This window comes from Maridesulfovibrio frigidus DSM 17176 (assembly GCF_000711735.1).
In the GTDB taxonomy this organism is placed as follows: Bacteria; Desulfobacterota; Desulfovibrionia; order Desulfovibrionales; family Desulfovibrionaceae; genus Maridesulfovibrio; species Maridesulfovibrio frigidus.
Window position 1 is genome coordinate 600052 of sequence record NZ_JONL01000002.1, and the last position, 26194, is coordinate 626245.

The following is a 26194-nucleotide window of genomic DNA, read 5'->3' on the forward strand; positions in this document are numbered from 1 at the left end:
ATGCCGACAAATAAAAGTAGCTGGGTTCCACCTAAAGCTTGGTTGGGTATGTACTGGTATGATTCTCCACAGCTTGGGCAAATAATGCTTTTTTTAAAGCGCATCAAGCCTGCAATTAACAAACAGCCGTATACAATTAAGATAACAATGCTAGTCACGTTTTTCCTTCTTTGAAATTATATTACCCATGGCTTCGCGTAAATATTCTTGTGTCTCTTCATCTATTCCCAGAGTATCAGCAATGGCTTTTGAACCCACTTCATAGAGCATGCCGACAGGAGCACCAATTGCAGCACCGGATAACCCCCATTTAGCTGCCGCAATACCAAGCTGCCTAAGTGTAAGTTTAGACTTTTCCGCTTTTGGGGAGTTTACTTCTTCTTTATCGGCATTTTGCTTGTCGTTAGCGATTTTTTCTTTTGAAGCATCGACATCACTCCGATCATCTCCTGCACTCTTAGTGCTTTTGGGCGCTTGCCCACTCTTCGGAATCCCACTCCCCTCAACATTCCCTTTCTTATATTCTTCGTTGGCAGTAACGCTCGGCGCCTTAGTGCTAATAAGCTCGTTAATCACAGTATCGGCTAATTCGTCCTTCGATTCCTGACTCTGGCCCGCCAACCCTGTGCGATCGTGAAAGTTAGTTGGATCATCCAAACAGTAGCCATAAACATCCACATCCCCGCCAGCTAAACCGATAGGGTCGGGTGTGGTGAATCTGCCGATGGTGGGGTCGTAATCGCGATAGCCGGAAAATGGTGAGCCCCGCACTTTTGGGGGTGCGGGGCTATAAATGCTTATTCGATATCTTCAATCTTTTTTGGGAGTATTTCCTCGACCTCTTTCTGTTCGGGGTGCCGATCGTAGAAGCCTTCAAGTGGCTCTAGTTTAACTGTGCATTTGGTACAAATGTCATCCGTTGGGCCGCTTCCGACAATGTAAACCTTCCCACACTCTGGGCAAATGGTGGTTTCGTATAAGCTAATATTTTGTTGACGTTTGGGCTTTTTGTAAAGCACTGCAATTAATATAATGATAATGCAAAAAGAAGCTATTCCCCAACGGCCTGTAATCCCAACCGAACCTCCTTTCATGTGGACATCTTTATTAGGAGAATATGGTGCAGTGATAAGTATACCAATGATGCCAAGGGCAATAACTCCAGCCCTTTTTGCTATTGTAAAACCCTTATTGCCGTGAGTTTTATTTTTTCCCATTTTTTTTCTTCACTTTTTTAGGTAATTTCTTAACATCTTTAATAATAGATTTAATTCCGTCTGATGCATCTTGAGCTCCGCCAGTCAAAATTGATGCAGCCACGGCTGGACGGCTTACAGTTGGTGGTAGTCCATTAATCAGTCCGCTACCAAAGTCTTCAGCATTTTTAACTCCAACACTATTCTCAACTTTAACAGCCGTTTCAAGAGTTTTCTCTTTCACTTTATCAACAGCCTTGCCACTATTTTGCAAAACTTTTTTGCCATTTTTGAAAACCCATTTCGCACCAGCGGCTATGGCGCGTCTCGCCGGAGGTCCCCCAAGTATTCCTGCAGTTGCAATAAACGGGAAAGCAATTGCACCTGCGGTAATAGCTACAACGGCTTTAGGGTTCTTCTTGTATCCGCTTTCCTCTTTAACTTCAGAAGAGTTTTGAGTCTTTGCGGGTATCTTCTTGTCAACGGGTGTCTTTTCTTGTTCTGCGGGATTTCCTTTTTTCGGAATCCCACTCCCCTCAACATTCCCTTTCTTATATTCTTCGTTGGCAGTAACGCTCGGTGCCTTAGTGGCAATAAGCTCGTTAATCACCGTCTCTGCTAATTTATCCTTCGTTTCCTGACTTTGACCCGCCAAGCCAGTCCTATCATGAAAATTAATCGGGTCATCCAAACAATAACCGTAAACATCCACATCCCCGCCAGCTAAACCGATCGGGTCTTAGAGTGAGGAATCTGCCGATGGTAGGATCGTCTCGGCTTAATTAAAACGAGCCGAATATAATAGTTTAGCAAAGTATGACGACAAGTCTATTTCATAGAAGCAGGCCTTATACTACACCGTATTTTACCTGAGTATTTAACTAAAGAGCTCATAGGATTAACAGCTTGCAATACAAGAGTTAAATCTTTGTCCGCTTCTGGATATGGTAGATTAAAATTAAGTATTACAGCTGAAATAAAGTTGTCTTGATAAGAACCATAGCCAGTCGCACCCGCAGGACAGAAGGTCTCGCCTTCATTAAGAACTCTTCCGTTTGATATAAATTGATAATGTAAGACACCCTTTTCGTTGTTAAATTCAATAGACTCGCGGTCAGGAACTGTAAGCAACAAAGAGTACTCTGTCTTATATTTATATTTGATAGGGATCTTGATTAACTCGCCTTTTTTACTAACATCAAATTGGCCCTCAAAAATCCTCTTATAATACTTCTCTGGTAAAAAATTAGCTTGAAAAAAATTTGTAGAGTAAATCATCGACATTACGGACAATATAACTATAAAAATTACGGTATATTTCATTTTCCCTCATAAATGAGGAAAGAGTTCCTCTCTCCTCATTTTATTATGAATACTAATTCTGTAGCCGTTTATATTCTTTTCTCACATCATCTGTATAGTCTTGACAGTTGTTTCCTACCACTTTGTATTTTCCTTCTTTATACTTTCCTGTTTTGTCAATGTTCTTCTCTGCTTGGCGCATAATATGGTCATCAAAATGTTCTCCTACCGGAGTCGAATCTCCTTTTTCGTCATGCTTAACTCCAGTTGACGAAAATCCCGAATTTGACTTTTCGTTTTTACTTTCATCTGCCTTGTCATACTTTATATATTCATGTTTAAGCTTGATGTTTGCGACATCAAGGGCCTTGTCAACGAGACCGTCAAGTGGAGCATAAATTACCCCCATAGGAGATTTTTTAAGACCCTCTTTTATGCCGTTGACAATCGGTCCATCTAACCACTCAAGGCCTTTCAACCGTCTTTCATGGACCTGCGCCAACCCCGTCCGATCCACAAAATTAATAGGATCGTCCAGACAATAACCATATACATCCACATCCCCGCCAGCGAAACCGACCGGGTCGGGAGTTATAAATCTGCCGATGCGAGGATCGTATTCACGATATCCGAAATGAACTAACCCTGTATCTTTATCTGCAAGCCCTGCTGCGAATCCTACACAGGTATCAAACTTCTTATTTGTATCGACAAGTAGATTCCCAAACGAATCATATATAACTCGTTTTAGCTCATTACCTTTATCATCTGCAACCAGAAATATCGTTCCGACTTGATCAGTGGCAAAAAGATACTTCTTATCTTGGTAAATCATACCGATCGGATCGCCTTCTTCATCGTACCTAAAGATCTTCGCATTATTGCCTTTCTCGTCAGCGACTACCAGCAACGTAGTCAAATCTTGCCACAAATAAGTCTCGACAATCTTACCGTTAACAGCCTTAGAAACCCTCTGTCCGACAGCGTTGTAAGTGTATTCAATCCGCTTACCATCCGGCAGAATCACTTCACAAAGCGGTCCTGATTCTAAGTACGAATATTGAGTAATTTCACCGAATTCATTCCTCGAAATCAGACATCCTTTGTCATCATAGTTATATTTAATTTTACCAGTCAGCACGAGTTGCAGATTGTCATTGTAAGTATATCTATTCGGTCTTCCACGGTAAGTTTCAATCGCGATTCTTTCGCCGTACTCACCGTAGCGATAATCTTCGGTAGTGTTGCGATCGCAATAAACATTTTTAAGCCTACCCTCGCCATCATATTCGTACCGGTATTCGATTTTTATAGGGTAAACATCAAACGATCTCCGAATTACCCTACCGTTATCATCCCTTTCAAGGTCAAGCTTCGCGAAAGATTCATCCTTCCCCGGAATCATGAACGGCTTCGACTGAAACTGCGGTATGGCTTCCATGTCTACAGAATCACGTTCCAATTCATCATGGATAGATTCGCCAGTTCCTGATTCAGGACGTCTCCGCTGATTTCTCGCCACTTCTGCCATTAATCCTTTACCGTATTCTGTATTGTGCAGGTCCTTAACTAGCTCCAATTCCGGATTGCTCAACATGAAATTGGTGTGGACCTGAGATTTCGCTTTATTGCGTGTCTCGATAAGGTCTTCCATCTCGCTATATCTGCGATCCCAAAGAGACTTGCGCTGACCTTTCAGCATTTTAGGATACATTCTTTCGGAGTTGTTGAACTCTGAAAAAAAGCGCTGCTGATAATTTGCATTCGGATCAACGCCGAATTCCATCGGCTCTACGATCTCATACAATTTCTCAAGTTTTTCCTCTGGTTTCATGGACTTATGATACAGAATCTCACCCATATGAAGTTCGCTCTGCTCCTTTTTTCTAAGATAGTAACCATCTAAATCACTCATTCTAATTCTCCATACTGTTTTATTAGCCTCGTAAAATATCCAGACCAATTCTGGATTTCACGCGGTAAATTGTTTCAACCAATATGGAGAGAATACCATTTAGTCCGGCCCTGAATCAGCCGACTCAGGTCCGGCCTTGTTTTTAATTGCAGAAAAAACAAATACCCCCTTGAACAAATGTCCAAGGGGGTATCATGCAATCTTAAAAATAAACTTTGCGCGTAATTCAAAAATATTCTGAATCAGTGCACCTTTTATTCAAGGTTGTCCGAGGAAACGAAACCGTTCCCTCATATTTTTAATGCTTAGGAAGCGAGAATTTCAACCAATTCAATTTCGAAGATCATTGTCTGACCAGCGAGAGGGTGGTTGCCGTCGAGAACTACTTTTTCATCAGAAACGGTTTTAATAGTCACGTTAGTAACACCCTGATCGGTATTAACCTGTAGCATCATGCCTACTTCTGGTTTGATTTCCGGTGGCACCTGAGAGCGATCTACTTCAAATGTGTGCTCGTCGTGGTAAGGACCGTATCCATCTTCAGGGCTGATAGTAGTTTTTACTTTACCGCCGGCTTCAAGGCCAACAACTGCATCTTCAAATCCTTTGATGAGCATACCCTGTCCGAGAGTAATCTCGAGAGGCTCGCCTCTTTTGTATGAGGAATCGAACTCTGTTCCGTCTTCGAGAGAACCCGCATAATGTACGCGAATCTTATCGCCATCTTTAGCCTGAGACATGAAAAACTCCTTCTGTGTGTTTTTGTTCTACTTTAAAAATTTACTTCTTTTCCCACTGATCAGCGGGAATTGCTTCATCAACAAGCATGATGGGGATTTCATCTTTTACGGGATAAACGACTTTGCATGCACTGCAACTAAGGCCGACTTCTCCACTTAAAAGTTCCAACTCACCTTTGCACTTGGGACAAACGAGGATATCAACTAATTCTTTATTCAGAGCCATTTCTAGGTACTCCTTGCATATTGTCTAATCCGTACCCTATAACTAGAGAAAACAAATTCCTCAAGTCCGCATTTATGGTATAAAAGAATCAATGACATAAAAAACCCGATTCTGCTCACAATTTGGAGAAAACGTTGCCTGGAATTGATCTTCATACTCATTCGACAGCCTCAGATGGGACCTTAACCCCTACTGAGTTAATTATTGCCGCCAAAGAAGCAGGACTCGTCGCTATTGCGCTTACCGATCATGACACTATAAATGGTTTGCCTGAAGCCGTTAAAGCCGGAGAAAAGCACGGCATTGAAGTCATTCCGGGGTGCGAGCTGAGTGTAGAGTCTGACGTCGGGGTACTTCATATAGTAGGGCTTTGGGTTGATCCATATTCAGCTTTTTTACAGCAGACTTTTGAGGCCGTTATTAAAAAGCGAGCCACACGAAACATTGATATGGTGAAAAAGCTTCAAGATATCGGTGTAGATATCACCATGGAAGAAGTTCTGGAAAATGCAGCCGGAACCGTAGGTCGCCCGCATATAGCTAAAATTTTACTTGAAAAAAAATATGTACATTCTTTTGATGAGGCCTTTGAGAATTATTTAGGCAAAAACGGAAAGGCTTACATCCCTAAAAACAGTCTTCCGCCTGAAAAGGCTCTGCATTTATTGAAATCTACCAATGCAACATCCATTCTTGCCCACCCTTTTTTACTGAGCAAGGATGAAGCTGTTCTAGACAGAAAAGTTAAGGAACTTAAGGGAATAGGACTTGATGGGATTGAGGTATACTATAATTCCCATACACCGGGAATGATGGGGATATGCAAACGACTTGCCCGTAAGTATGATCTCGTTGCCAGCGGAGGTTCCGACTTTCACGGAGATGTTAAGCCTGAAATTAAGCTCGGGCGCGGCTCGGGAAAATTGTTTGTACACGATAGTGTGCTTGACGACCTTAAATCCCTCAGGCAATCCAAAGGCCTAGAAATTTAATCTATTGCCATAAAGAGCCATGAATAAAATAAATACAGAAAGTTCATCAGATAATCCAAAGTCCATGAGACCTATAGATAGCGAAATGCCCGAATTGCTTTGCCCTGCCGGAAACATGGAAAAGCTATCCGCAGCTGTTACCTATGGAGCAGACGCAGTATACCTTGGCGCTGGAGACCTCAACCTGCGCTCAGCCGGAGCGGGATTTCAGTGGGAAGAACTCCCAGAAGCGTTTGCGCTGACCAAGGCTAACAATGTTGAGGCATACTTCTGCATCAACGCTTACCCCCGTGAAAGGGATCTCGATCTTGCCAAGGCGGATCTGGAGAAGCTTGCCGCATGTCCGCCAGACGGAATAATTGCCGCGGATCCGGGCGTAATACGGATTGCAAAACAAATTTTACCGAACATCCCTATTCATGTCAGTACGCAGGCCAATACAGGGAACAGCGAATCCGCAAAATTCTGGAAAGAGTTCGGAGCCTCAAGGGTCAATCTAGCCAGAGAGCTTTCAGCCACAGACGTTGCCGACATCGCAAAACGTTGTCCTGAAATCGAGCTGGAAATGTTCGTACACGGGGCTATGTGTATGGCCATCTCAGGGCGTTGCTTCTTAAGCTCATGGTTGAACAACAGATCCGCCAACATGGGCCGTTGCACGCACCCTTGCCGCTTTGAATACAAAGCAACAGGACTTCGAGTGGAAGAAAAAACACGCCCGGGCACCGATGTATGGGAAGCTCTTGAGCATGAAGGTCAAACAGAGATATTCGCAGCCGAAGACCTCTGTTTGATTCAATACGTGCGCTGGCTTTCAAGGCTTGGCATTGCCGCCCTTAAAATTGAAGGTAGAACCAAAAGTTCCTCCTACATAGCGCAGGTCGCGGATGTCTACAGGTCCGCCATCGACGCATCTAAGACAGGTGAACCTCTGCCGGCACGGACCATGTTTGAGCTTAGAAATGCCGCAACCCGTCCGCTCAGCACCGCATTTTTTAAAACATCAGGGCCAAGCACAATAGCTCAGCCGCCGACAACAGAAGAACGTAAGCCCATCGTTGCGAGAATTCTAGAAAAACGCGGAGATGACAGCTGGCTTGTATCGGTGAAATCGCGCTGGGAACTTGAACGGAACACCGAAGTGCTCGTCCCGGGACTGCAAAGGCCCGCAATGACCACAGGCACTTACTCCTTTGAAACTATTCACGGAGAGGGCAAGGATGTTATCCATTCCGGAACACAAGCTGTACTCAGAACAGATCAACCCGATATCAAAGTCGGATATTTTGTGCGCAGAGCATAGCGGGTAAATATTCAGAAGAGTCACCCTTTTAGGCGGTTATGATTGACCGAAGAGATTTGTTTATATAATCATAGAAGTATTAAGATCGACAGCGGTCGTTATTAAGCGGAACTATCCTGCATTCAGCTGCAGATTATTTTATAAAACACCATCATGACCTTATGTAAAATCAAGGAGAACTCAAATGCTTGTTAGAAACTGGATGACCAACGATGTTATCACCCTCACACCAGAACGTTCAATGATGAAAGCTGCTAAACTCATGAAAGACAAAGAAATAAGCAGATTGCCCATCGTTGACGACAACGGAGTGCTCGTCGGTATTATTTCTGACCGTGATGTAAAAGAAGCTTCACCTTCTAAAGCTACTACACTTGATATGCATGAGCTTTACTATCTGCTCTCCGAAATTAAAGTAAAAGACATTATGACACGCAAGACTCTCACTATATCCATTGATGATACCGTTGAAAAAGCTGCTGTTGTGATGGATGAAAATAAAATCGGCGGAGTTCCAGTTGTTGATGCTGATAACAAATGCGTAGGCATCATCACTAACACTGACGTTTTCAAAGTTCTCATTAACATTACTGGAGTACTTCACGGCGGCGTTCAGATGGGACTAGCTCTTTCTAACAAGCCTGGATCTCTCAACGAAGTGCTCGACTATCTGAAAGACAACGGCGCACGTGTGATGTCCATTTTGACCGCATTTGAACCTTCTCAGGAACACACCCGCCAAGTTTTCATCCGTATACATGATATGGAGAAGGCTGAGCTGAATAAAGTCCGTGAAGGAATCGACAAAAACTTCGATATGATGTTCTGGGTTCGTGACACTGTTCACGCTCTGACTTCATAAGATTACTCACATATATAATTCAATAAACCCTCGACATGTAATGTGTCGGGGGTTCTTTTTTGACAACACCCCATGATCCTTATATGTAGAGCGTCATATTACGCGCTACCGGGCGTTACACATTACTTCGGAGGACTTTTATGCATACTAGCCGCAAAAGCACATACATCATTCTCATTGCCCTAACTCTGGCTCTTTCCGGCTGCCAGTCCACTTATTATAAAACTATGGAAGGGTTCGGCTACCACAAGCGTGACATCCTAGTATCCGATGTGGAGAAGGCCCGTGAATCTCAGGAAGAAGCCAGCGAACAATTTAAAAGCGCACTTGAAAAATTCAGCGCACTGACCGGGTTCCACGGCGGTGACCTTCAGGAAGTATATGAAAACCTTAACGACGAATTTGAACACAGTGAAGCCGCAGCCAAAGAAGTCACGAAACGAATAGATAACGTTGAAGAAGTCGGAAACGACCTGTTCTCTGAATGGAAAGATGAACTTTCCAAATACACTAACACTAAGCTTAGAAATGATAGCAGAGTCAAACTTTCCAAGACCAAGAGTAAATTTAAGCGACTACTTTCGGCTATGCGTAGGGCCGAAAAGAAGATTGATCCTGTTCTTAATGCTTTCCGTGATCAGGTTCTCTACCTTAAGCACAACCTGAACGCTCAGGCTATTGCCTCCCTTCAGTCAGAGATAAGCACGCTTGAAACAGACATTGGCAGACTCATTGCCGACATGCAGAAATCAATTAACGAAGCGGATGCATTCCTTAAAGAGCTCAAGAAAAACAGCTAAAAAAAAGAGGGGAAGTCATAACGACTTCCCCTCAAATTAAATTCAATATCTATCAGCACCGTAATACTATCAACGCTATTTCTAAGAATAGCTAGCCCACCCAGAAACCATCTTTATCAGCTTAACCGTTAACGGCTTCCAGCTGCTTGCGGACATGTTCCAACTCATCCTTAAAGGCCTCAACACCTTCCTCGCTCAATGCCTGAGCAAAAAATGTGAGCAAGTTATCAGTATCCATGCCTAACAGAATTGAGCCGTTTGAAACCAAGCACATTTCACCCTGATCTTCCAGAAGATAAGCACGCTTTTCACGCACATCCTTATTTCTAGTTGCAACAGAGTAGCCAGTGCGCCCTTTTTCACTCAGAAAAATTTTCTCTGAAACAAGCTCTCCGCCACCTTCACAATAATTCATGGATTCATTTTGAAGCTTCCCCGCAAAAGAGATCGGACCACCGAAATCATTTTCCAAAGTGACTCGTTTAAGTCTCGCCTTTTTTTTCATACTTACATCCAGTGATTCTGCTTAAATGGGCAGTTTGAGTTGTTTAGAATTTTTCTTATCATCCTTCGCCTTACTGTGCGGAGCCTGCAAGCCGGATTCAATATATTCCAGTAAGGAACTTTCTGGAACGCGCCACTGACTGCCAACCTTAATACCACGAATCTTCCCTTCCTGAATCAGCCGGTAAGCTGTTCGTGAATGAATTCGAAGCGTGTCAGCGATCTCACGCACCGTGTATAGTGTTGGCGACGGAGTCAAATACTTATCCTAAGTTTTCAGTATTACACAACGCTGTAGCTCTTATGACATCATTTGTCAAAAGATGTCAAAGAATGTTGTTATTGCTCACTGTTATCTGCCACAACACTCCAACATGTATCAAAATCATTAGAATTACACACAAAATAACGATCAAAACGCTATAAAATGCTCTGCATCCCCAAAGTAAATTGAAAATAATTTTCTACATTTTTTAACTTTTCTGTAAAATTTAACGAGAAATCCCTCTAAAGCATTAAACTTCAGAGGGATTTATTTTTGTGCGGTATTATCTAGGACCCGCCAGCTAAACCGATAGGGTCGGGAGTTATGAATCTGCCGATGGTGGGGTCGTAGTCGCGGTGTCCCAAATAGTAAGCCCCGCACTTTTTGGGTGCGGGGCTTTGTGTTAGAATGTGTTTAAGTTTTTAATTGTGCTTCTTGTTTGTAAAACCACTGTGGCTTTTTCCATGCGATGAGGAAAAGGGTTAAGTTAAACAACGGAACAATGGGCAATAAGAGTAGGCCCGCAACTCCCCAAAATGCTAGGCGTAAATATGGGTATGCATAAAGTATGTGGAAGCTAAAGAGCGCTGCTGCTCCATAATCATCTGGGCGATCAAGCAAAAAAAACCATCCTGACCAGAATGTTGCAATAAACCACATAAAAGAAAACCATTTAAGTAATTTTATGTTTGAACTATTCTTTATTAAACACTTTACCATCATAAAAGCAGAAAAAGGATAAACAATAATCCATGTAACTGCATAAATTAAATTGTCGACAAAGCTTGGAAATAGTCCCGCATAGATTATGAGCCATACCGTTTGTAGTGCATAAATACCAATCAAGAAAAAGATTGAATAATACAGAAACACAAACCATCCTAGCGGTGCCAAGTTGAAGCTAGTCAGTTTGTTTCTTATGCTTTTTAAGTTGTTCATAGTATTTTGAGCCTTTTTTAAGATCGTATTGGTCTTTTGGGTCATCAAAGTTTGAATTTCTCCAGTCAATTTTCGATGTTCCACTTATAACTTGGTAAGCACCAGCACCTTGCATTATTTCCTCTTCTGAAAGGCCCAATGCTCTAGCTGCAGCTCCAAAGTTAAAATTGCCAAATCTTTCATTTTCACGGCCTTGTCTTTTATAATCTTTTTCTTTCCCAGATCCGTATTTATCATAAATGTACCGTAATTTCTTTATTGAACCTAATTTGTCATCCTTTACTGATTCAGCAAATTCTTCTGCCTCTTGAATGTTCTTGTCTACACTCACGCCATCTGGTCCAACAGGAATTCCTTCGTATTTATGGAATTCAGTATCAGTGTCGTTTTTAATCTTTCTTATTTGCGCATCGCGCCTATTCCTCTCAGTAGAACTAAGTTTTAATGTTCGCTGAGTGGATGAAGTTAATCCTTCCATTCTATTTGGTTCAGAGGGCGAAGCTCTGTCCGCTCCGGCTTGTTTCGGCGGCTTTCCACTCTTCTGAATCCCACTCCCCTCAACATTACTCTTCTTATATTCTTCGCTAGCAGTAACGCTTGGTGCTTTAGTACTAATAAGCTCGTTAATAACAGTCTCGGCTAATTTATCCTTCGACTCCTGACTCTGACCAGCTAACCCTGTGCGATCATGGAAGTTAATTGGATCATCGAGGCAGTAACCATAAACATCTACATCCCCACCAGCTAGTCCGATAGGGTCGGGAGTTGTGAATCTGCCGATGGTGGGGTCGTAGTCGCGATATCCGAAGTGAACTAAATCGGTATATTGAGCATGATTTTCCGTAAAAAAACCCAGAAAATTTATGGAAAGTTTGTCGGAAAAAGTAGCTAAAAGAGTAGGCTAGTCAAAGAAACATAAATTCCAGGTGCTAAATAAATCCCAGCAAGAAGATATAGTAGTGTTTTTATAATTACATGCTTGTTTCTGTATTTGAAGCACAGTGCTGTGACTGTAATCCAACATAAGCTATAAAAATACACGCTGAAGAAAGCTTTAATATATTGCAGCGAAAAGTAGTCCTCTACGCCTTTGTAACCTATGACAAATGGGTTGGACAATAATGCTATGCAATAGAGGTCGAATCCGAATGGTTCAATTTTTGCCACCATTCTAAGTAAAAGCGATATTTCTGCTGTAGCTATTGTGCATAACCATAATAAAAAGATTTTTTTCATATTTATAAAGTATGCTGACTTGAGGACATTTGATTATTCCTCAAGTCAGCATTTTCAGTTAATTGTTTTTATGTAGTTTCCCAAGTTCTTCTATGTATCCTTTGGGAAATGGATTTTTAAAACCGCTAGGGGCTTTTATATTACCCGCTTTAAGAGTTGTCCCAACCGTATCAACGCAGTCTTCGAATCCTGGAATATACATTTCGTCCTTATTCGCTGATCTCGCATCAAGAGCTTTTCTCATTGCCTTCGATTCTTCTGGAGAAACTCTTATCCTAACCCGCCTATCAAATTTAGCGTCAGTTTCATTGCGCATATCGGCTTTACCGTAAATGGTTACAGCTTTTTCTCCATCAGGGTGTTTTCCATTTGCAGTGCCATCTCCTGGATCAACCCATAAATGTCCTGTGATACTATCTCCGTAATAGATTCTAGCTTCCAGCTCTTTCTGTTTTTTAGTCCTGTCTGCACCAGCAAGCTTATTCTGTCGGGACGGTATACCGTTTTTATCAGCACCAGCATATTTTTGCTTTGAGTTGTTCTTTAAAGATTGTTCATTTTGATCCGCTCCCGCAAGTCTCTTTTCCGCTGGGTTGGTACTGGAATTGTCCACTCCGGCCTTTTTCTCATGTCGGGATGGAACTCCATGCTTATCCGCACCAGCGAACTTAGTAGATTTATTTTTTGGGGAACGGTCAACCTTGTCCGCTCCTGCGTGCTTAGTCTTTTTGTTTTTACCGTTTTCAGAAGGACGTTTAACACTGTCCACGCCAGCATGTTTAGTGCTTTTGGGTGCTTTCCCTTTCTTCTGAATCCCACTCCCCTCAACATTACCCTTCTTATATTCTTCGCTAGCAGTAACGCTTGGTGCTTTAGTGCTAATAAGCTCGTTAATCACAGTCTCGGCCAATTCGTCCTTCGACTCCTGACTCTGACCCGCCAACCCAGTTCTATCATGAAAATTAATCGGATCATCCAAGCAATACCCATAAACATCCACATCCCCGCCAGCTAAACCGATAGGGTCGGGAGTTATGAATCTGCCGATGGTGGAGTCGTAGTCGCGGTAGCCGAAGTGAACTAGCCCTGTATCTTTATCTAACAACCCAGCAGAGAACCCAATGCACGTATCAAACTCTTCATTACTATCGAAAGCTTTATTACCAAACGAATCATGAATAATTTCTTTTATCTCATTACCCCTTTCGTCCGCAACCATGAATATTGTCCCGACCTGATCGGTAGCTAGATTGTACGTTTTATTCTGATAAGTCATAGTTACAGGATCACCTTCTTCATTATAGGTGAACGCTTTATGGTTCATGCCTTGCCCGTCACATACCGCAACAAGCGTGGTCATACCATCCCACAAATATGATTCAATGGTGATGCCGTTAATTTTCTTAACAACTCTGCGCCCAAGTGGATCAATGATATATTGAATTTTGCGCATGTTTGGTAACCGGACTTCGTTAAGTATGCCAGACTCTGTGTAATAATAGGTCGTTACGTCCCCCATATCCATTTTCATAGATAGCCTACCATTGCTGTTGTATGAATACTTAACTTCCCCCGCTTGGATAAGCTGAAGTTTATCGTTGTATACAAATTTACGAGGCTTAGTTTTGCTTGTTACGTCTGTTAGCCTCTCTCCGTATTTTCCATATGCATATTGCTCTACGACTTCATCTCCGTACATCACTTTGCTGAGTCTGCCGCCTAGGTCATACTGATATTCACGGCATACAGTTGCAGGGGATATGAGCAATGCTGTGTAATCTATCCTGCCGTTGTGATCTCTATCAATCGCCGTCATGGCAAAGACATTTTCTCTACCTGTGCGAAATTCTTTAGTTTGGTAATTGTCCACGGCTTTGGTCCCATGATCATCCTGCGCGGAATCTCTTTCTTGCTCGTCAAAGATGTTTTCACCTGTGCCGGATTCCGCATCTCTTCCTACAATAGGATTTTGTTGAGCCGATTGTTCACGTGTTTGGACATGGTTTTGTACTTCTGACCCCGCTTGTTTTTTCAGCTTGTCGCCATTTTGAGAAATCATGTTTTACCCTCTAGTCTTATGGAAAGCTTAGTGAACACGGACCTTTTCCATGTTTTGCTGCTTACTGTTATCCTTTAATACTTTTAGGATAGCGTTTAAGCCGGACCTGAATCAGCCGAGTCAGGTCCGCGAAGGTAATTTATTTAGACTTAGGCATGAAAAAAACCCTTCGATGGATATCCATCGAAGGGGTAATATAAAATCAAAGACCAGTTACTATCGTAAACTAGAATCTTAAACGCTTATCACGAGGCCAATAGCCATTGTAATCATAGCAAAGGAAAATAGTGAATTTACGAGCTGGTTTCCCGCGGAATGTTGTCTGTAAATGAATTGGTGCACTTACCCGTTTAAACATCTTAACCAATTCATCATCTGGAGTTTCTTTAAACTTTTTAATTACATATACCGAATCCCACCCCAGCTTATCTTGAGGTCCGGGCCATAGATCATATTGATTCATACGTCTGTCGATCCACGCGCAGTATGTTCTAGGCTGTCCCGGAACATAAAATGCCAACGCGGCAGTCATGTCGTATTCCTCACTCATAATAAAGACTTTCGAGGGATCTTTAAACTGGGTTTTCTCTAATTCCACAACCTGCTCACCCAAATCTGTCCACCCTTTTAAGCGGTGAGTCGGATTTAAGTTATCTGGAAGAGGCACTAAATTTTGGAAATGAAGAGCACCAAAAATTACGATGCCGAGAAATAGCCAAACTGAACGGAAACTTCCGCGCCTGGACCAAAACTTATCAAAAGCTAATCCGGCGAGCATAACTCCACTGACATATGAAATAACTGCCCAGTTACCGTGAACCTTGGTATGCAAGCTCCATGCGAGAAAGAAGAACCATACGGGCAAGAAAAATACAGAAAGGAGAGCTGCCTGCTTATTATTAAGACCGAGCTTATTCGCTGAGTTTTTCTTTAAAGCAACAGCCGCCGCGCCAAATCCGCCTAGAATCATAAATATTAGCCACCACGGAGTAGCCATTCCGACCTGCTCGCCAAGGTAAGGTAGAATTCTATCAAACCGTATTAACTGCGATGCGCTATCTCCTGAAGCTCCAATAAGATACAGGACATGCTTGTATCCTACGAAATCATTCTGGAAATTCCAAATTAGAGTTGGGATGAATCCTACAAAAACTCCAGCCGAAAGGGCTAGAAACAATTTCTTCCAGAATCTACGAGGTAAGCGCTCTTTACGCATCAAAACTAACCCGTAAATAACGGAAAGTCCTGTAAACCCGAGCATTGTATATTTAGCGAGAATCCCGATTGCGAGAAAAGCAGCAACTAATACAAAAGGTGTTGTTCTGGATTCGTTAGGGTCGCGCTCAAGCCCCGGAGGGTGCGGTATTGTTGATGAATATAGAGCGAATATTGCACCAGTCCAGCATAGAATAAACGGACTATCCGTTGTCATTAATATTCCAAGCGCGAGAAAAACGGGCATGGAGTTATAAACAACAAGGGTCCACACAGCGGCAGACCTGCGATCCCAAAGCTTGGACATTCCCCAATAAAGCAATATCTGCGTCAGCGCCGAGCCAACAATTGCTCCAAAACGGACTCCAAATTCAGTATTACCGAAAATAGAAGTCCAAGTTGAGATAATCCACGCAATCAGAGGTCCCTTAGAGTAGTAAGTAAGCTGCATGTTGCGGGTCCAGTCCCAATACTGGGCCTCATCCTGCACCAAATTCAGCTGACCTGATCCTAAGAACCAGATACGGGCAAAAGTAGTGAAAATTATTATGATAAACGCCCACATGAGGGGCTTATTTTTGAACGAACTTGTTAATGATAACACTTAATATGACCTCCTTGCGAGGAAACTTTTATCCGAGCCTGCCACAGTTGACAACCTGCCAGCAGGATATCGAAAAATAAAATATATAATTTGAAAAAATAAAACCCCCGAAATCCGGGGGTGAAAAAACGACAAATAAAGATTCCTCTTGAAATCAATATCTTCCGAATGAAATATTAAAGACCAAGGCTTTTGATACGGGCTTCCGGAGTAATTATCTCAGTAACTCTAAAACCAAAATTTTCATTGATAACAACAAGTTCCCCACGCGCAACTAAACGTCCCTCTACGTACATATCGAGAGGTTCGCCAGCCAGCTTATGCAGTTCGATAACAGTTCCCTGACCAAACTGAATAATTTCGTTAACCAGCAGCTTTGTTCGTCCCATCTCAACTTTTACTTCAAGAGGGATATCCAAAATTCGCTTAAGTCCGTCTTCCGATCCCATGCTGCTCCAAAGGGTTTGATAGTTACAACTCTTGAAAATGTACCCCAAAATAATACAAACAACCAGCAAAACAACACACACTAAAAATAATAAAATAACGTGAAGAGATAACTACACATTCACAACATTCAGCAATAGAAAACTACTTCACTTTTACAATCTTTACGCCTGAATCCCGATTGGGTTCAAGAGCTAGAATGCTTTCTGCACTTCCTTCAAACAAATCGAGCGGATGATGACTGATAACCAGAACCTGAAAGTTCAGCCTTTCGGCAATAGTACTAATCAATTCCATAAAGCGAGGGACCAGATCCGGCCTTAGCCAGCAGTCTTGCTCATCAAGAACCAAAAATGGACGATGCGCTTCAGGATTAAGTCTTGAAAGAGCAATAAGGCGAAGCCCTACAGAAAGGATGTTACAAACAGATCCACCCTGCCCGACCATAATATCTTCTTCTCCGCCCTGATTAAGGATCTGGAAATCGACTTGCAGCTTTTTATCCCTTATGGACGCAACAGCTTTAACCTCTCTATCCTGCCCGAGAATTTCCCGTATGGCATGAGTGAGGTTCGTTTCGAGTTCGCTGAGCAGTTCACCGAACAATGCTGTGGTAAGCTCTTCCATTTTCTTTTCAGCATCAGGAGCGATTTGCAAAAACAGATCAGTTTTCTGTATCTCAGAACGCGTAGCTATCCAGTCATCGACTCTGGACACGGCTTTTGCTGTGATCCTGTCCGCCCTTCGCTCTAAGGATTCAAGAGATGGAATTTCTCCGGCAGAATTCACGAGCTATACCCCTCCGCCGTTCTCAAGCTTCTGCAAGCCCTCAACGATGGAATTGATATGTTCCCTGTATTCTGCAACGAGCCTTGCATTCTCAGCCCGCTTTTCCTCGAGCAATTGCCCGAGCTTCGCGGGATCGGATGTTCCGTACTGTTGCGCGGCTTGCTCTTCCAGCCCAGCAAGCTGTGTGCCTATATTTTTAAGGTTCTGCTCAGTGCGGACTTTATCCTCACGAAGTCTTTCATATTGCTTCTTAAGCAGATTCAGTTCCTGCTCAAGGCCATTATCATTTTGCGCGTTACCTGTTTGCATCTGTCACCTCCGTATATAAATCCCAGATCAATTTGCTTTCCGGCTCACCCGGATCAATATTCTCTTCCAAAAATTGTTTCAAGCCCGATCCTTCATGAGTCCTTTTCCACGCGAGTCTTTCAAGACCCTGCAAAAATTTAGATTCTGCAGCTTCAGCGTCTTCGATCTCCAGTGGAAATTCCTGATCAGGAAAAACCTCATAAAAATCACGATGCGGCACATCCCACTTTTCTAAATCGACACAGAAAGGGGTCCATATCGTTGCCTGCGGTTTGCGCTCAAGGGCATATTTAGTAAACGCAAGGCGCGTTATATTACCGGGATTTGCCCAAGTTGTTGCTCCTGCGGGAATGGTCAGACCCGGCCTATGAATATGCCCGTTAATAACCCAGTCAATTCCAGAAATTTCTTTAATGGCATAATGCGGCTTTTTATACTCAGGGAAAGCAATATTGTGGTGAGTTACCCACACGACTTTAATGAATTCAGCACCATCTACCTGCAACTCTGCACATTCAATTTCTCCGCGATCAAAAGTCTTAGGGATAGGGAATCCATCAGGACTGGCCCCAACAAGCACATCACCTTCAGGTGTTTCGAGGATAAAAGACGGTCCCGCTTCGTTCATTAAATGCATTACGTTCGCAGCATCAAGAACAGCCATAGACACGTCCGGGGTGAAACGCGCCTGATATTTATCGTGATTCCCGACTAATACAGCGGGATTATAAACCCTGAATAAAGCAATCAACTCCACCAGCAAACTATTTGAATTTTCTCTAGGCCAGTTAAACAAATCCCCTAGAATAAGCGGAACCATACCCAGTTCTTTTGCCCGTTTAAAACAAGCTTCGATCTTATCCAAAATATCAGCAGAATAGCTGTTAAGGCGCTGTCCCGGAGGAGTCGCCGCAATATGCGGATCGCCTATCAGAAAAAGTCCATTACCCTTTACGCGTTTAAGACTCATGAAGCTCCTCCCCGATCAACTTATCCGCAGCCAACTCATTTCCGCACAAAGGACAACTGCCAATTTCGGCAAGTCGTTTTTCTATTTGCAGTTCCAGCTCTACTTTTGATTTCCCCAAACTCAGCAAGGCTTGCTCAGCTTCACTCTGCGCCAGTTTAAGAGAATCAAACCCTCCAATAACCCGCACTAAATTAGAATCATCAAATAACTCAGGGGCCGGAGCAAGCGGCGCAATAACCTGCGTTCTACGCAAAATATTATCCATAAACCCTTTGTTGCGGGATACGTTGCTGATGGTTGCGGAAAGAGCGGATATATCTTCAAGCACAGGTGGAGATTCCAGCAATGACAGACTACTACGCCTATTCGCCTGCGCGCTATTAGCAAAAGACAATTGCGTATAGCGAGAAATTTTAGCTTCCAAATCTTGTACAGGGAATAGCGGAGGAACTGCCGTCAAATCACTTAAGCTCTGAGCGCGCCTATTCAGCCCTTCTCTTTGATGGCGCAAATTACCAATCTGCCAGCCAGCATTAGCTAGCTGCTGAACGGGAAAAAGTTCTGGACCTTTCGTAAGCGGTGACAGCTCTTTTTCTCGGCTCGCAAGGTTATTCGCAGAAGTCTGAAGCTGGCCTTTGCGATCCAAGAATTCTTCAATACGCGGAATTTCATTTGAAAGCTTATCCGACTGCTCTTTCAGCTCGCGGGCTGATTCAAGCCCTAGGTTAACATTCGGCAACTCATTCAAATTGCCCAGTTCCTGGCCTATCTGCTCCATTTTCTGTAGCTGAAATTTTTTCTCACGTTTAGCTTCTCTGACCCTATTTTTAAGCTCAGTCTGCATCGCGAGCAAATGAGCTGCCTCAGATGACGAAGCAAAAAACTGAGCCGCAACGCTTGCCGGCTGATCTAGCAGGAAAATAGGTTTGCGCTGATCACCGATATGAACATCTAGAAATTTGTCGCCTTCAAGCGGAACTTGATTAAGACGCAGAATAGCCAGCACATCCTCAGGAGGTTTGCGCCCGAACTTCGCATATACTTCCGGCTTCTCTTCGCCAACCTTAGTAACTTCATACCAAGCCGTAGCTTTCTTGCGAATCCACGCAACCCTTACGCCATCGTCCATCTCAAGCTCTACTCGCGCAATCTTTGCACCATGCCGCACAAAATGTTTTGGCAACGGATTAGTCGCAATACAGCGCAGAGCCTCAACAACGGAAGATTTACCGCTATTGTTCGGGCCAGTAAGCACAGTCATACCCGGTCCTAGCTCTATCTCAGTATAAGCGTGTGCTAAAAAGTCTTTTAGGATTATTTTTTTGATCATATTTTATTAAATATTGCGTAATTTTTTATGGGTCTGGTTGCCCTGCGGGGCTTTTCTTAGGAATAGGTGATTTCGCCTTCGGCTGGACCAAAGGGCCCGCGGCCCTCTGGACTCCCGTTTAGGGGGGAGGGGGTTAGTTAAGATAGAATTTTTATTACTTTATGAAAGGGCAATACTCTAATGCTCTAGAACTATAAACAGAGTCCGAGCTGTTTTCGTCAAAAAGAACCAGTGGCGGTTCTACGATCAGGCCCGGTTTGCCCTTCTTTACTGCTTCTACCATGACTACTTTGGCTGGTTTAACTATCCGGCTATGCACAAATTTCATTCTTTTTGGCTCAAGCTTGAACATAGTGAGCGAGGCCAGTAGTTGCGTCACCCTTTCAGCTAGAAATACAAAACAGACCTTACCCCTATGTTTCACCATGCGATCCGCAGTTTTCGTGAAATCGTCAAGGTCAGATTCGATTTCAAATCTTGCTTTATTCCGCCCTTCGTCAGGACAGGGGCGCCCTCTTCCCTCACACCAGTAGGGAGGGTTTGCAACTACTATGTCATAACTTTCAGGCCCGGCAAAGTCTGGATTAGAAACATTACACCCTAAAATTTTAATCTGATTTGAAAACCCAAGCAAATCAATATTAATTCGTGCTGACTCAAGCATTTCAGGATCAATATCAATACCTGTAATATTAAGGTCCGCATCAGGATTACTTAGCGCCAATCCAAGCGGAATAACGCCGCATCCTGTCCCTAAATCGAGAACACGCGCGCTGTTTGGTACAGATACAAAACTACTTAACAATAAGGAGTCTGTAGAAAATCTGAATCCAGTCTCAGGCTGAGCCAGTCCTTTAGGAAAATTCTTTCTTGCTTCATCAGTCACAGCTACGACCTCCTGCGGCGTAAAGCATTCATAAGCATAAGTGCATCATCGGATTTAAGGAGCAGTGAACCGAAGCCGTAAATCGCTACCCAAACAGGGATCAACAAGAACCACAACATTCCGTATGAAATAGAATACCACGCTCCCGCTCCGATTAATCCGCTAAGCAGAAGCGATTTAAAAGCTCCCGCCCACGGCAGAGGAGAAACACCCGTTCTGCGCCACATCAATATGGCAAGCAAAGTGAAATTGAACATGGAAGATAGAGACACCGCCAGCGCAAGGCCTACGTGAGCGATCGTCTGCATTAACAAATATCCAGCCCCTACATTCACAGCCAGACAAAGGATCGCAACCTTAACCGGAGTCTTAGTATCTTCCTGAGCATAAAAGGCTGCAACTAAAGGACGGGACATGGCAATAAACGGCAAGCCCACACCATACGCAACCAACGCCTGTGCCGTAGCCACAACCGCCTTAGCATCAAAAGCACCGCGCTCGAAAAGAAGCCCTATGAGCGGCTCAGCCAAACTGATTAATCCCGCCATTGCTGGAAGGCTGATAAAAAGGGTCAGCCCAACAGTATTTCTCAAGGTCTCGGCAAATTCGCGGTCTTTACCCTTAGCACAAAGGGCCGACAAACTCGGCAATGCCGCCGTGCCAACAGCTATACCAAAAACGCCCAGCGGAAACTGAACTAGCCGATCTGAATAATATAAATATGAAATACTGCCGACAGGAAGGAAAGAAGCCAGAAGCGTGCCCAAAACAACATTAATCTGATAAACCGCCGCGCCAAAAACAGTAGGCAGCATAAGCTTACCCATACGTTTAACGCCCGGATTATCCATACTACGTTCGCCGAACCACGAAAGCCCCATTCTGCGCAAATACGGCTGTTGCAAAAGCCATTGCAATACACCACCAATCAGAACGCCCCAAGCCATAAAAAGGGCTACACTATTACCAGTAAAATATCCGACAAGTGCAGAGCCGATAAGCGCAATATTTAAAGCACACGGAGCCAGCGCAGGAGCCAAAAAATGGCCCATACTGTTCAAAACACCCATACAAAGTGCAACACCACAAATGAAAATAACGTAAGGAAAACAAATCCTTAAGAGGTCGACCGTAAGACTCATCAACTCAGGATTAGCACTAAACCCAGGCGCAATCAGCAGCACAAGCGGCTTTGCGCCCACTATAGCCAGCACCGTAATGACTCCCAAAACCAGCACCAGCCAAGCCAGAGCTGAACGGGCCATAACAAAGGCGGCTTCTTGCCCCTGCTCATTTTTAACACGACTGAAAACAGGCACAAAGGCCATAGTCAAAGAGCCTTCGCCAAACAATCTACGAAGTAAGTTAGGAATACGAAATGCCACAAAAAAAGCATCAGCAGGTAAGCCAGCGCCCAAAGCAAATGCCACAATCAAGTCTCGGACGAATCCAAGTATTCTCGAAAGCAATGTAGCTCCAGCTACAACAGAAGCATTGCGAACTATCTTAGCAGATTCAGCTGTCATTTTTTTAAGCAATTCCTCCGGAAATATTAACGATTCATTCCTCTGGAAGGCAGGGGCTTTGCCCCTTGCATCCCCACCAAAGGGGATAATCCCCTTTGGAAACCTTATTGAGGGGTAGTCTCTATGAAAGCAAAAATATCCTAGCCCGCCCTTACTAAACTATTAAAAAGTTTTGGGAGTCTCAAACCCTTTTCCCAAAAGGGTTTGAGCCGCCGGAGGCATAAACTAATCACTCATCTTTTGACAATTATTGCAGAAAGTGGACCCGCGTCCTGCGACTGTTCCTGTGGCAAATGTTTCTCCGCATGTTGGGCAGGGCTCGCCTTTTTTGCCGTATACTTTGAAACTATTTTGGAATCCGCCTGAGTCTCCGCCCGCGTCCACGTAATCTCGGATGGAACTTCCGTTTTCGCTGATGGCTTGTTTTAGTACTTTTTGTACTTCTACGAACAAGTTATCAAGTGTGGCTTTTGAAAGATCTGAAGCTTTGGCTTTTGGGTGAATACCTGCGCGGAATAGTGATTCGTCTGCGTAGATGTTACCGATTCCGGCTACCATGGACTGGTTCAGTAAGAGTCCTTTGATTTGGGCTTTTCGTCCCACTAATCTGTCTGCGATATCGGATGTAGATGTTTCTAATGGCTCGGGTCCAAGATTGCGGTAAAATTTCCACTCTTCTAATTCGGTGGGGCTTAATGCGCGCACTTCGCCGAATTTGCGGGTATCGTGAAATTCGATTGAGCCGCCATCGGTCAGCCCGAAAACGACGCGGGTGTGTTTGTCGGGAGCTATTGCTGTTTCGTGAGCTAATACTCTGCCTGTCATTTTGAGATGAAAGGTTACGTGCAGGTCATCGCCAAGATCCATGATGAGCAGCTTTCCGCGCCTGTGGACACGGGTCACTGTACGTCCGGCAACTCTTGAAGCGAACAAATACCACGGCATCTTTACTGTGCCGTGATTAAGGATCTTTACGGATTCGATTTCTTTACCGACTAGCGCCTTTGAAAGTCCACGCGATATAACTTCTACTTCAGGTAATTCTGGCATTATATTCTCTGATTTTTGATTTTATATATGTAGAGTTGCTACTCTTTTTTATCTCTGACGAGCAGTCCCAGATCGACATCAAATGTTTTGCCACGTCTATCCATCTTGAAAATAAGAGGCTTTTTGTCTTTATGTGCCTTTCTTCCGGCCACATGCATGGCTGTGAGGGAATGTACGGGAATACCCTGCGCCTTCAAAAGCACATCGCCGGGCCTGATTCCGAATTTGTATGCCTTGCGATCACGCTTAACGGCTACGATTACGGCTTTTCCCTGACGCATCTCAATTGTCATACCTAGCCTGCTTTCGTAGGCTGGTGGACAATAGAAAAATGAATCTGCGGCAGTGGGATAAAATTCTTCTCCCCGCCACGGCATAAACATGAAAATATTTGCTTCTGGATCTAATTCTTTAAGCCTGTGTGCAATTCCCCAACCGTGCTCAACGTGCCCCGCACCGGCAAGAATCACAACTGGCAGTTCTGAGTTACGGTGGAGACTTACGGCCTGCTCTGCCATGGCAGTATCCCATAATGACTGAACCAGAAAGAACCGCTCAACCTGCGTTGAATTAGAAGAATCCCGCCCTGCGTGCATGGCGAGGATCTCTTTTAAGCTCTCTTCCTGCTTGGGATCGGGAGGAATCACTTTTTCAGGTAATAAGCTGCGCTCAGTAGCATTCAGCCCTTCTAAACCCTTCGCACGAACTTCTTTGGTGATCCTAAAAGGGAAATTCAGTGCGGCTACAGTTAACTTGCGAGCTTTTGCCAGTTCGAAAATTGGCTGGAAAAATTTGAAATCGTATCGCCACTGGTTTTCCCAATCAAGACTCTCTTCAAGTTTATCGATTGGAAGCTGACCCAGATTATAGCGATTGAGAACATCCTGCTTTTCCGTATTCACCATTTCAAGACCGATGGCGACTTTGCGATTGTTGCGGGTAAGCCCTTGAATCAAGTTAAACTGAGCTTCGTGATCACAGCGGCTGGTATGCCCTTCACCGATCAATACATAGTCTGCATTGCTGGCATTACCGACAACTTGAGCATAAGAAATTTTATTGCCAGCTGTGTCGACGTATTCACCGGGACACGGCAAGAAAGACACCGCCATTTCGGGGTGAACTACCTTCGTGCAACCGCTCGCTGCAAAAATAAAAAAAAGCGCGCAAAGGGCCGTTAGACCCCTTGCGCGGATATGGATAATATATCGAAACATTAAAGTTTCCGAATTAATCCCAGATGCGCTGATCTTCGATAGGTCTGACCTGTGGAGGCAATGACCCCGGTGTCAGAACTTTAAGAATCGGACGCAGTTTGATCTTCTCACGGAACATGTGCAGAAGCTCATCTTCGCGTTTGAAGTTGGAAACCTCAATATTGAGGACCATTTCATCAATTCCGCCAGGATTAGTAACTTCGATCTGCCAACGTTTAACTTCTTCAAAATGAGCCATAACCTGCTCAACCTGATGAGGATAAACGAACATGCCTTTAATACGAGCAGTAGTATCCACACGCCCGACAATATTGCCGAGTCTAGGAGTGGAACGACCACAAGGACAAGGTGAACGATCGATGTAACTGAGATCACCGGTAGCGAGTCTGATAAGTGGGTATGTTTTGTTGAAAGCGGTGATGACGATTTCGCCAACTTCGCCATCCTTAAGAGGAATACCTGTGTCAGGATGGCAGATTTCAACAAATGCACGGTTAGTAATATGTAAACCATTCTTGTGGTAACATTCGTAACCGATACAACCAACATCAGCAGTTCCGTAACCCTGACGCATGATAAGGTCGAATTTCTTCTCAAGAGTAGTACGAACCTTCTCAGAGAATTTTTCACCTGTAACAAACGCTACTTCAAGGTAAAGATCCTTACGCAAATTCAAGCCGGCTTCTTCAGCCTTCTGAGCAAGATGCATAAGGTAACTTGGAGTTCCAACATAGCCGGTAACTCTAAGCTTCTGCATAATTTCAAGCTGACTGTTAGTGCTGCCAGGACCGGCAGGAACAACGGCACAGCTGAGATTGCGAAGAGGTTCTTCGAACATCAGTCCGGCTGGCGCCAAATGATAGTTCAAAGTAATCTGCGCAACATCACCGGAACGGAAACCGGCGGCGTAGAACCCTTCAGTCCAACCCCAGTAATCATCACTGCGATCTTCCGGGTCAAAAATAGGACCGGGAGACAGGAAAATACGGCGGAGCTCGCCGAGATCTTTAGTTAACAATCCACCGAGACGTGGTCCCATGGACTGCAAAAATATAAGTTCTTTCTTTTTTAATATAGGAATGAGCTTGAGATCATTAAGTTCTTTAAACTTATCAACCTGAAACTGAGCTCTATCAAAACGCTTTTTAACATCTTCTGAGTAACGGTAGGCATAGGTCAGAAGTTCTTTGAGCTGCAAAGCGCAATATTGGCGCCTTTCACCCTCATCTAATACTTCACGACGACTATATATACCCTCAGTGCGGTCTTTACGAGTCATTTATAGGTTTCCTCCAAAGTTTATTACTGAAGAAAGAGCACGCTCTTATTTCAGCCTATGCAATATATAAAGATTTTACTCACTTGTCAAGTTTTATTAATTTAGTACAGTTAATTCAGCTATTTGTATAACATACAACGTAAGAAACTTGAAAACCATCATCATAAACTATGGATTTCGACATATAATCCCGTCAAAAAAAAGCTCAACAAAAGCGAAATATTTCGCCCTCT

At 43.7% G+C, this 26194-nt stretch carries 27 protein-coding genes and 2 pseudogenes; 4 read left to right on the top strand and 25 right to left on the bottom strand.

Going from position 1 to position 26194, the window contains the following annotated elements; translation table 11 throughout:
• Positions 1 to 150: 150 nt before the first annotated feature.
• The 7 genes from BR06_RS0106985 to BR06_RS0107015 all read right to left on the bottom strand — a co-directional run bounded on the left by BR06_RS0106985 (position 151) and on the right by BR06_RS0107015 (position 5379).
• Positions 151 to 771 carry an RHS repeat-associated core domain-containing protein gene (locus BR06_RS0106985; protein WP_031481656.1) on the bottom strand — a complete coding sequence of 207 codons (621 nt, stop codon included), beginning with the start codon at positions 769 to 771 and terminating at the stop codon, positions 151 to 153.
• A 26-nt stretch (positions 772 to 797) separates the two neighbouring features.
• Positions 798 to 1217 (bottom strand): hypothetical protein, encoded by a 420-nt coding sequence (locus BR06_RS0106990; RefSeq protein ID WP_031481658.1) that lies wholly within the window; start codon positions 1215 to 1217, stop codon positions 798 to 800.
• Complete coding sequence (locus BR06_RS0106995; RefSeq protein WP_031481660.1) at positions 1204 to 1908, bottom strand: hypothetical protein; 705 nt, start codon at positions 1906 to 1908, stop codon at positions 1204 to 1206. The genes BR06_RS0106990 and BR06_RS0106995 overlap by 14 nt, the downstream gene beginning before the upstream one ends.
• Before the next feature lie 116 nt (positions 1909 to 2024).
• Entirely contained in the window at positions 2025 to 2519 is a 495-nt protein-coding gene (locus BR06_RS0107000; RefSeq protein WP_051676952.1) for a hypothetical protein, read from the bottom strand.
• A 52-nt stretch (positions 2520 to 2571) separates the two neighbouring features.
• Positions 2572 to 4413, bottom strand: coding sequence for an RHS repeat domain-containing protein (locus BR06_RS19660; RefSeq protein WP_031481664.1), 1842 nt, complete (start codon positions 4411 to 4413; stop codon positions 2572 to 2574).
• Positions 4414 to 4718: 305 nt separating this feature from the next.
• A complete protein-coding gene (locus BR06_RS0107010) occupies positions 4719 to 5153 on the bottom strand; it encodes an FKBP-type peptidyl-prolyl cis-trans isomerase (protein ID WP_031481666.1) in 435 nt (144 codons plus the stop codon).
• A gap of 40 nt (positions 5154 to 5193) precedes the next feature.
• A complete protein-coding gene (locus BR06_RS0107015) occupies positions 5194 to 5379 on the bottom strand; it encodes a Trm112 family protein (RefSeq protein ID WP_031481668.1) in 186 nt (61 codons plus the stop codon).
• 134 nt (positions 5380 to 5513) lie between these two features.
• On the opposite strand from BR06_RS0107015, the gene BR06_RS0107020 reads away from it, so the two are divergent.
• The 4 genes from BR06_RS0107020 (at position 5514) to BR06_RS0107035 (ending at position 9336) form a co-directional block, all read left to right on the top strand.
• Positions 5514 to 6371, top strand: coding sequence for a PHP domain-containing protein (locus BR06_RS0107020; RefSeq protein ID WP_031481670.1), 858 nt, complete (start codon positions 5514 to 5516; stop codon positions 6369 to 6371).
• A 19-nt stretch (positions 6372 to 6390) separates the two neighbouring features.
• Positions 6391 to 7674: a peptidase U32 family protein gene (locus BR06_RS0107025; RefSeq protein WP_051676953.1), complete on the top strand. Its 1284-nt coding sequence runs from the start codon at positions 6391 to 6393 to the stop codon at positions 7672 to 7674.
• Between the two features lie 184 nt (positions 7675 to 7858).
• Positions 7859 to 8536 carry a CBS and ACT domain-containing protein gene (locus tag BR06_RS0107030; protein ID WP_031481674.1) on the top strand — a complete coding sequence of 226 codons (678 nt, stop codon included), beginning with the start codon at positions 7859 to 7861 and terminating at the stop codon, positions 8534 to 8536.
• 140 nt (positions 8537 to 8676) lie between these two features.
• Positions 8677 to 9336 (top strand): DUF2959 domain-containing protein, encoded by a 660-nt coding sequence (locus BR06_RS0107035; protein ID WP_031481676.1) that lies wholly within the window; start codon positions 8677 to 8679, stop codon positions 9334 to 9336.
• A 121-nt stretch (positions 9337 to 9457) separates the two neighbouring features.
• Here BR06_RS0107035 and BR06_RS0107040 read toward each other — a convergent pair whose 3' ends face one another.
• The 18 genes and pseudogenes from BR06_RS0107040 to BR06_RS0107115 all read right to left on the bottom strand — a co-directional run bounded on the left by BR06_RS0107040 (position 9458) and on the right by BR06_RS0107115 (position 25961).
• Entirely contained in the window at positions 9458 to 9841 is a 384-nt protein-coding gene (locus BR06_RS0107040) for a hypothetical protein (RefSeq protein WP_031481678.1), read from the bottom strand.
• Between the two features lie 21 nt (positions 9842 to 9862).
• Positions 9863 to 10099, bottom strand: a complete 237-nt coding sequence (locus tag BR06_RS0107045; protein WP_031481680.1) for a helix-turn-helix domain-containing protein — start codon at positions 10097 to 10099, stop codon at positions 9863 to 9865.
• Between the two features lie 293 nt (positions 10100 to 10392).
• Positions 10393 to 10515, bottom strand: coding sequence for an RHS repeat-associated core domain-containing protein (locus BR06_RS20930; protein WP_084154055.1), 123 nt, complete (start codon positions 10513 to 10515; stop codon positions 10393 to 10395).
• Positions 10516 to 10519: 4 nt separating this feature from the next.
• Positions 10520 to 10978 carry a hypothetical protein gene (locus tag BR06_RS0107050; protein WP_031481682.1) on the bottom strand — a complete coding sequence of 153 codons (459 nt, stop codon included), beginning with the start codon at positions 10976 to 10978 and terminating at the stop codon, positions 10520 to 10522.
• 28 nt (positions 10979 to 11006) lie between these two features.
• Positions 11007 to 11522 (bottom strand): polymorphic toxin type 44 domain-containing protein, encoded by a 516-nt coding sequence (locus BR06_RS19665; RefSeq protein ID WP_051676954.1) that lies wholly within the window; start codon positions 11520 to 11522, stop codon positions 11007 to 11009.
• A gap of 207 nt (positions 11523 to 11729) precedes the next feature.
• Positions 11730 to 11909: pseudogene (locus tag BR06_RS20705) on the bottom strand (RHS repeat-associated core domain-containing protein); the annotation flags it as partial.
• 429 nt (positions 11910 to 12338) lie between these two features.
• Entirely contained in the window at positions 12339 to 14339 is a 2001-nt protein-coding gene (locus tag BR06_RS19670) for an RHS repeat domain-containing protein (RefSeq protein WP_051676955.1), read from the bottom strand.
• A gap of 226 nt (positions 14340 to 14565) precedes the next feature.
• Complete coding sequence (locus BR06_RS0107065; protein ID WP_031481688.1) at positions 14566 to 16158, bottom strand: ArnT family glycosyltransferase; 1593 nt, start codon at positions 16156 to 16158, stop codon at positions 14566 to 14568.
• Positions 16159 to 16334: 176 nt separating this feature from the next.
• Positions 16335 to 16580: pseudogene (fliN, locus tag BR06_RS0107070) on the bottom strand (flagellar motor switch protein FliN); the annotation flags it as partial.
• 169 nt (positions 16581 to 16749) lie between these two features.
• Positions 16750 to 17394: an AAA family ATPase gene (locus BR06_RS0107075; RefSeq protein WP_031481692.1), complete on the bottom strand. Its 645-nt coding sequence runs from the start codon at positions 17392 to 17394 to the stop codon at positions 16750 to 16752.
• Positions 17395 to 17397: 3 nt separating this feature from the next.
• A complete protein-coding gene (locus BR06_RS0107080; RefSeq protein ID WP_031481694.1) occupies positions 17398 to 17703 on the bottom strand; it encodes a hypothetical protein in 306 nt (101 codons plus the stop codon).
• Positions 17690 to 18673: a metallophosphoesterase gene (locus BR06_RS0107085; RefSeq protein ID WP_031481696.1), complete on the bottom strand. Its 984-nt coding sequence runs from the start codon at positions 18671 to 18673 to the stop codon at positions 17690 to 17692. Before BR06_RS0107085 ends, BR06_RS0107080 begins: the two co-directional genes overlap by 14 nt.
• A complete protein-coding gene (locus BR06_RS0107090) occupies positions 18663 to 20003 on the bottom strand; it encodes an AAA family ATPase (RefSeq protein ID WP_031481698.1) in 1341 nt (446 codons plus the stop codon). The genes BR06_RS0107085 and BR06_RS0107090 overlap by 11 nt, the downstream gene beginning before the upstream one ends.
• A gap of 154 nt (positions 20004 to 20157) precedes the next feature.
• Positions 20158 to 20889, bottom strand: coding sequence for a tRNA1(Val) (adenine(37)-N6)-methyltransferase (locus BR06_RS0107095; RefSeq protein WP_031481700.1), 732 nt, complete (start codon positions 20887 to 20889; stop codon positions 20158 to 20160).
• A 2-nt stretch (positions 20890 to 20891) separates the two neighbouring features.
• A complete protein-coding gene (gene murJ / locus BR06_RS0107100) occupies positions 20892 to 22415 on the bottom strand; it encodes a murein biosynthesis integral membrane protein MurJ (protein ID WP_031481702.1) in 1524 nt (507 codons plus the stop codon).
• A 225-nt stretch (positions 22416 to 22640) separates the two neighbouring features.
• On the bottom strand, positions 22641 to 23465 hold the full coding sequence (gene mutM / locus BR06_RS0107105) for a bifunctional DNA-formamidopyrimidine glycosylase/DNA-(apurinic or apyrimidinic site) lyase (protein WP_031481704.1): 825 nt from the start codon (positions 23463 to 23465) through the stop codon (positions 22641 to 22643).
• Positions 23466 to 23503: 38 nt separating this feature from the next.
• Positions 23504 to 24682 carry a ChaN family lipoprotein gene (locus tag BR06_RS0107110; protein WP_031481706.1) on the bottom strand — a complete coding sequence of 393 codons (1179 nt, stop codon included), beginning with the start codon at positions 24680 to 24682 and terminating at the stop codon, positions 23504 to 23506.
• Between the two features lie 13 nt (positions 24683 to 24695).
• Positions 24696 to 25961, bottom strand: coding sequence for a phenylacetate--CoA ligase family protein (locus tag BR06_RS0107115; protein ID WP_031481708.1), 1266 nt, complete (start codon positions 25959 to 25961; stop codon positions 24696 to 24698).
• Positions 25962 to 26194 lie beyond the last annotated feature (233 nt).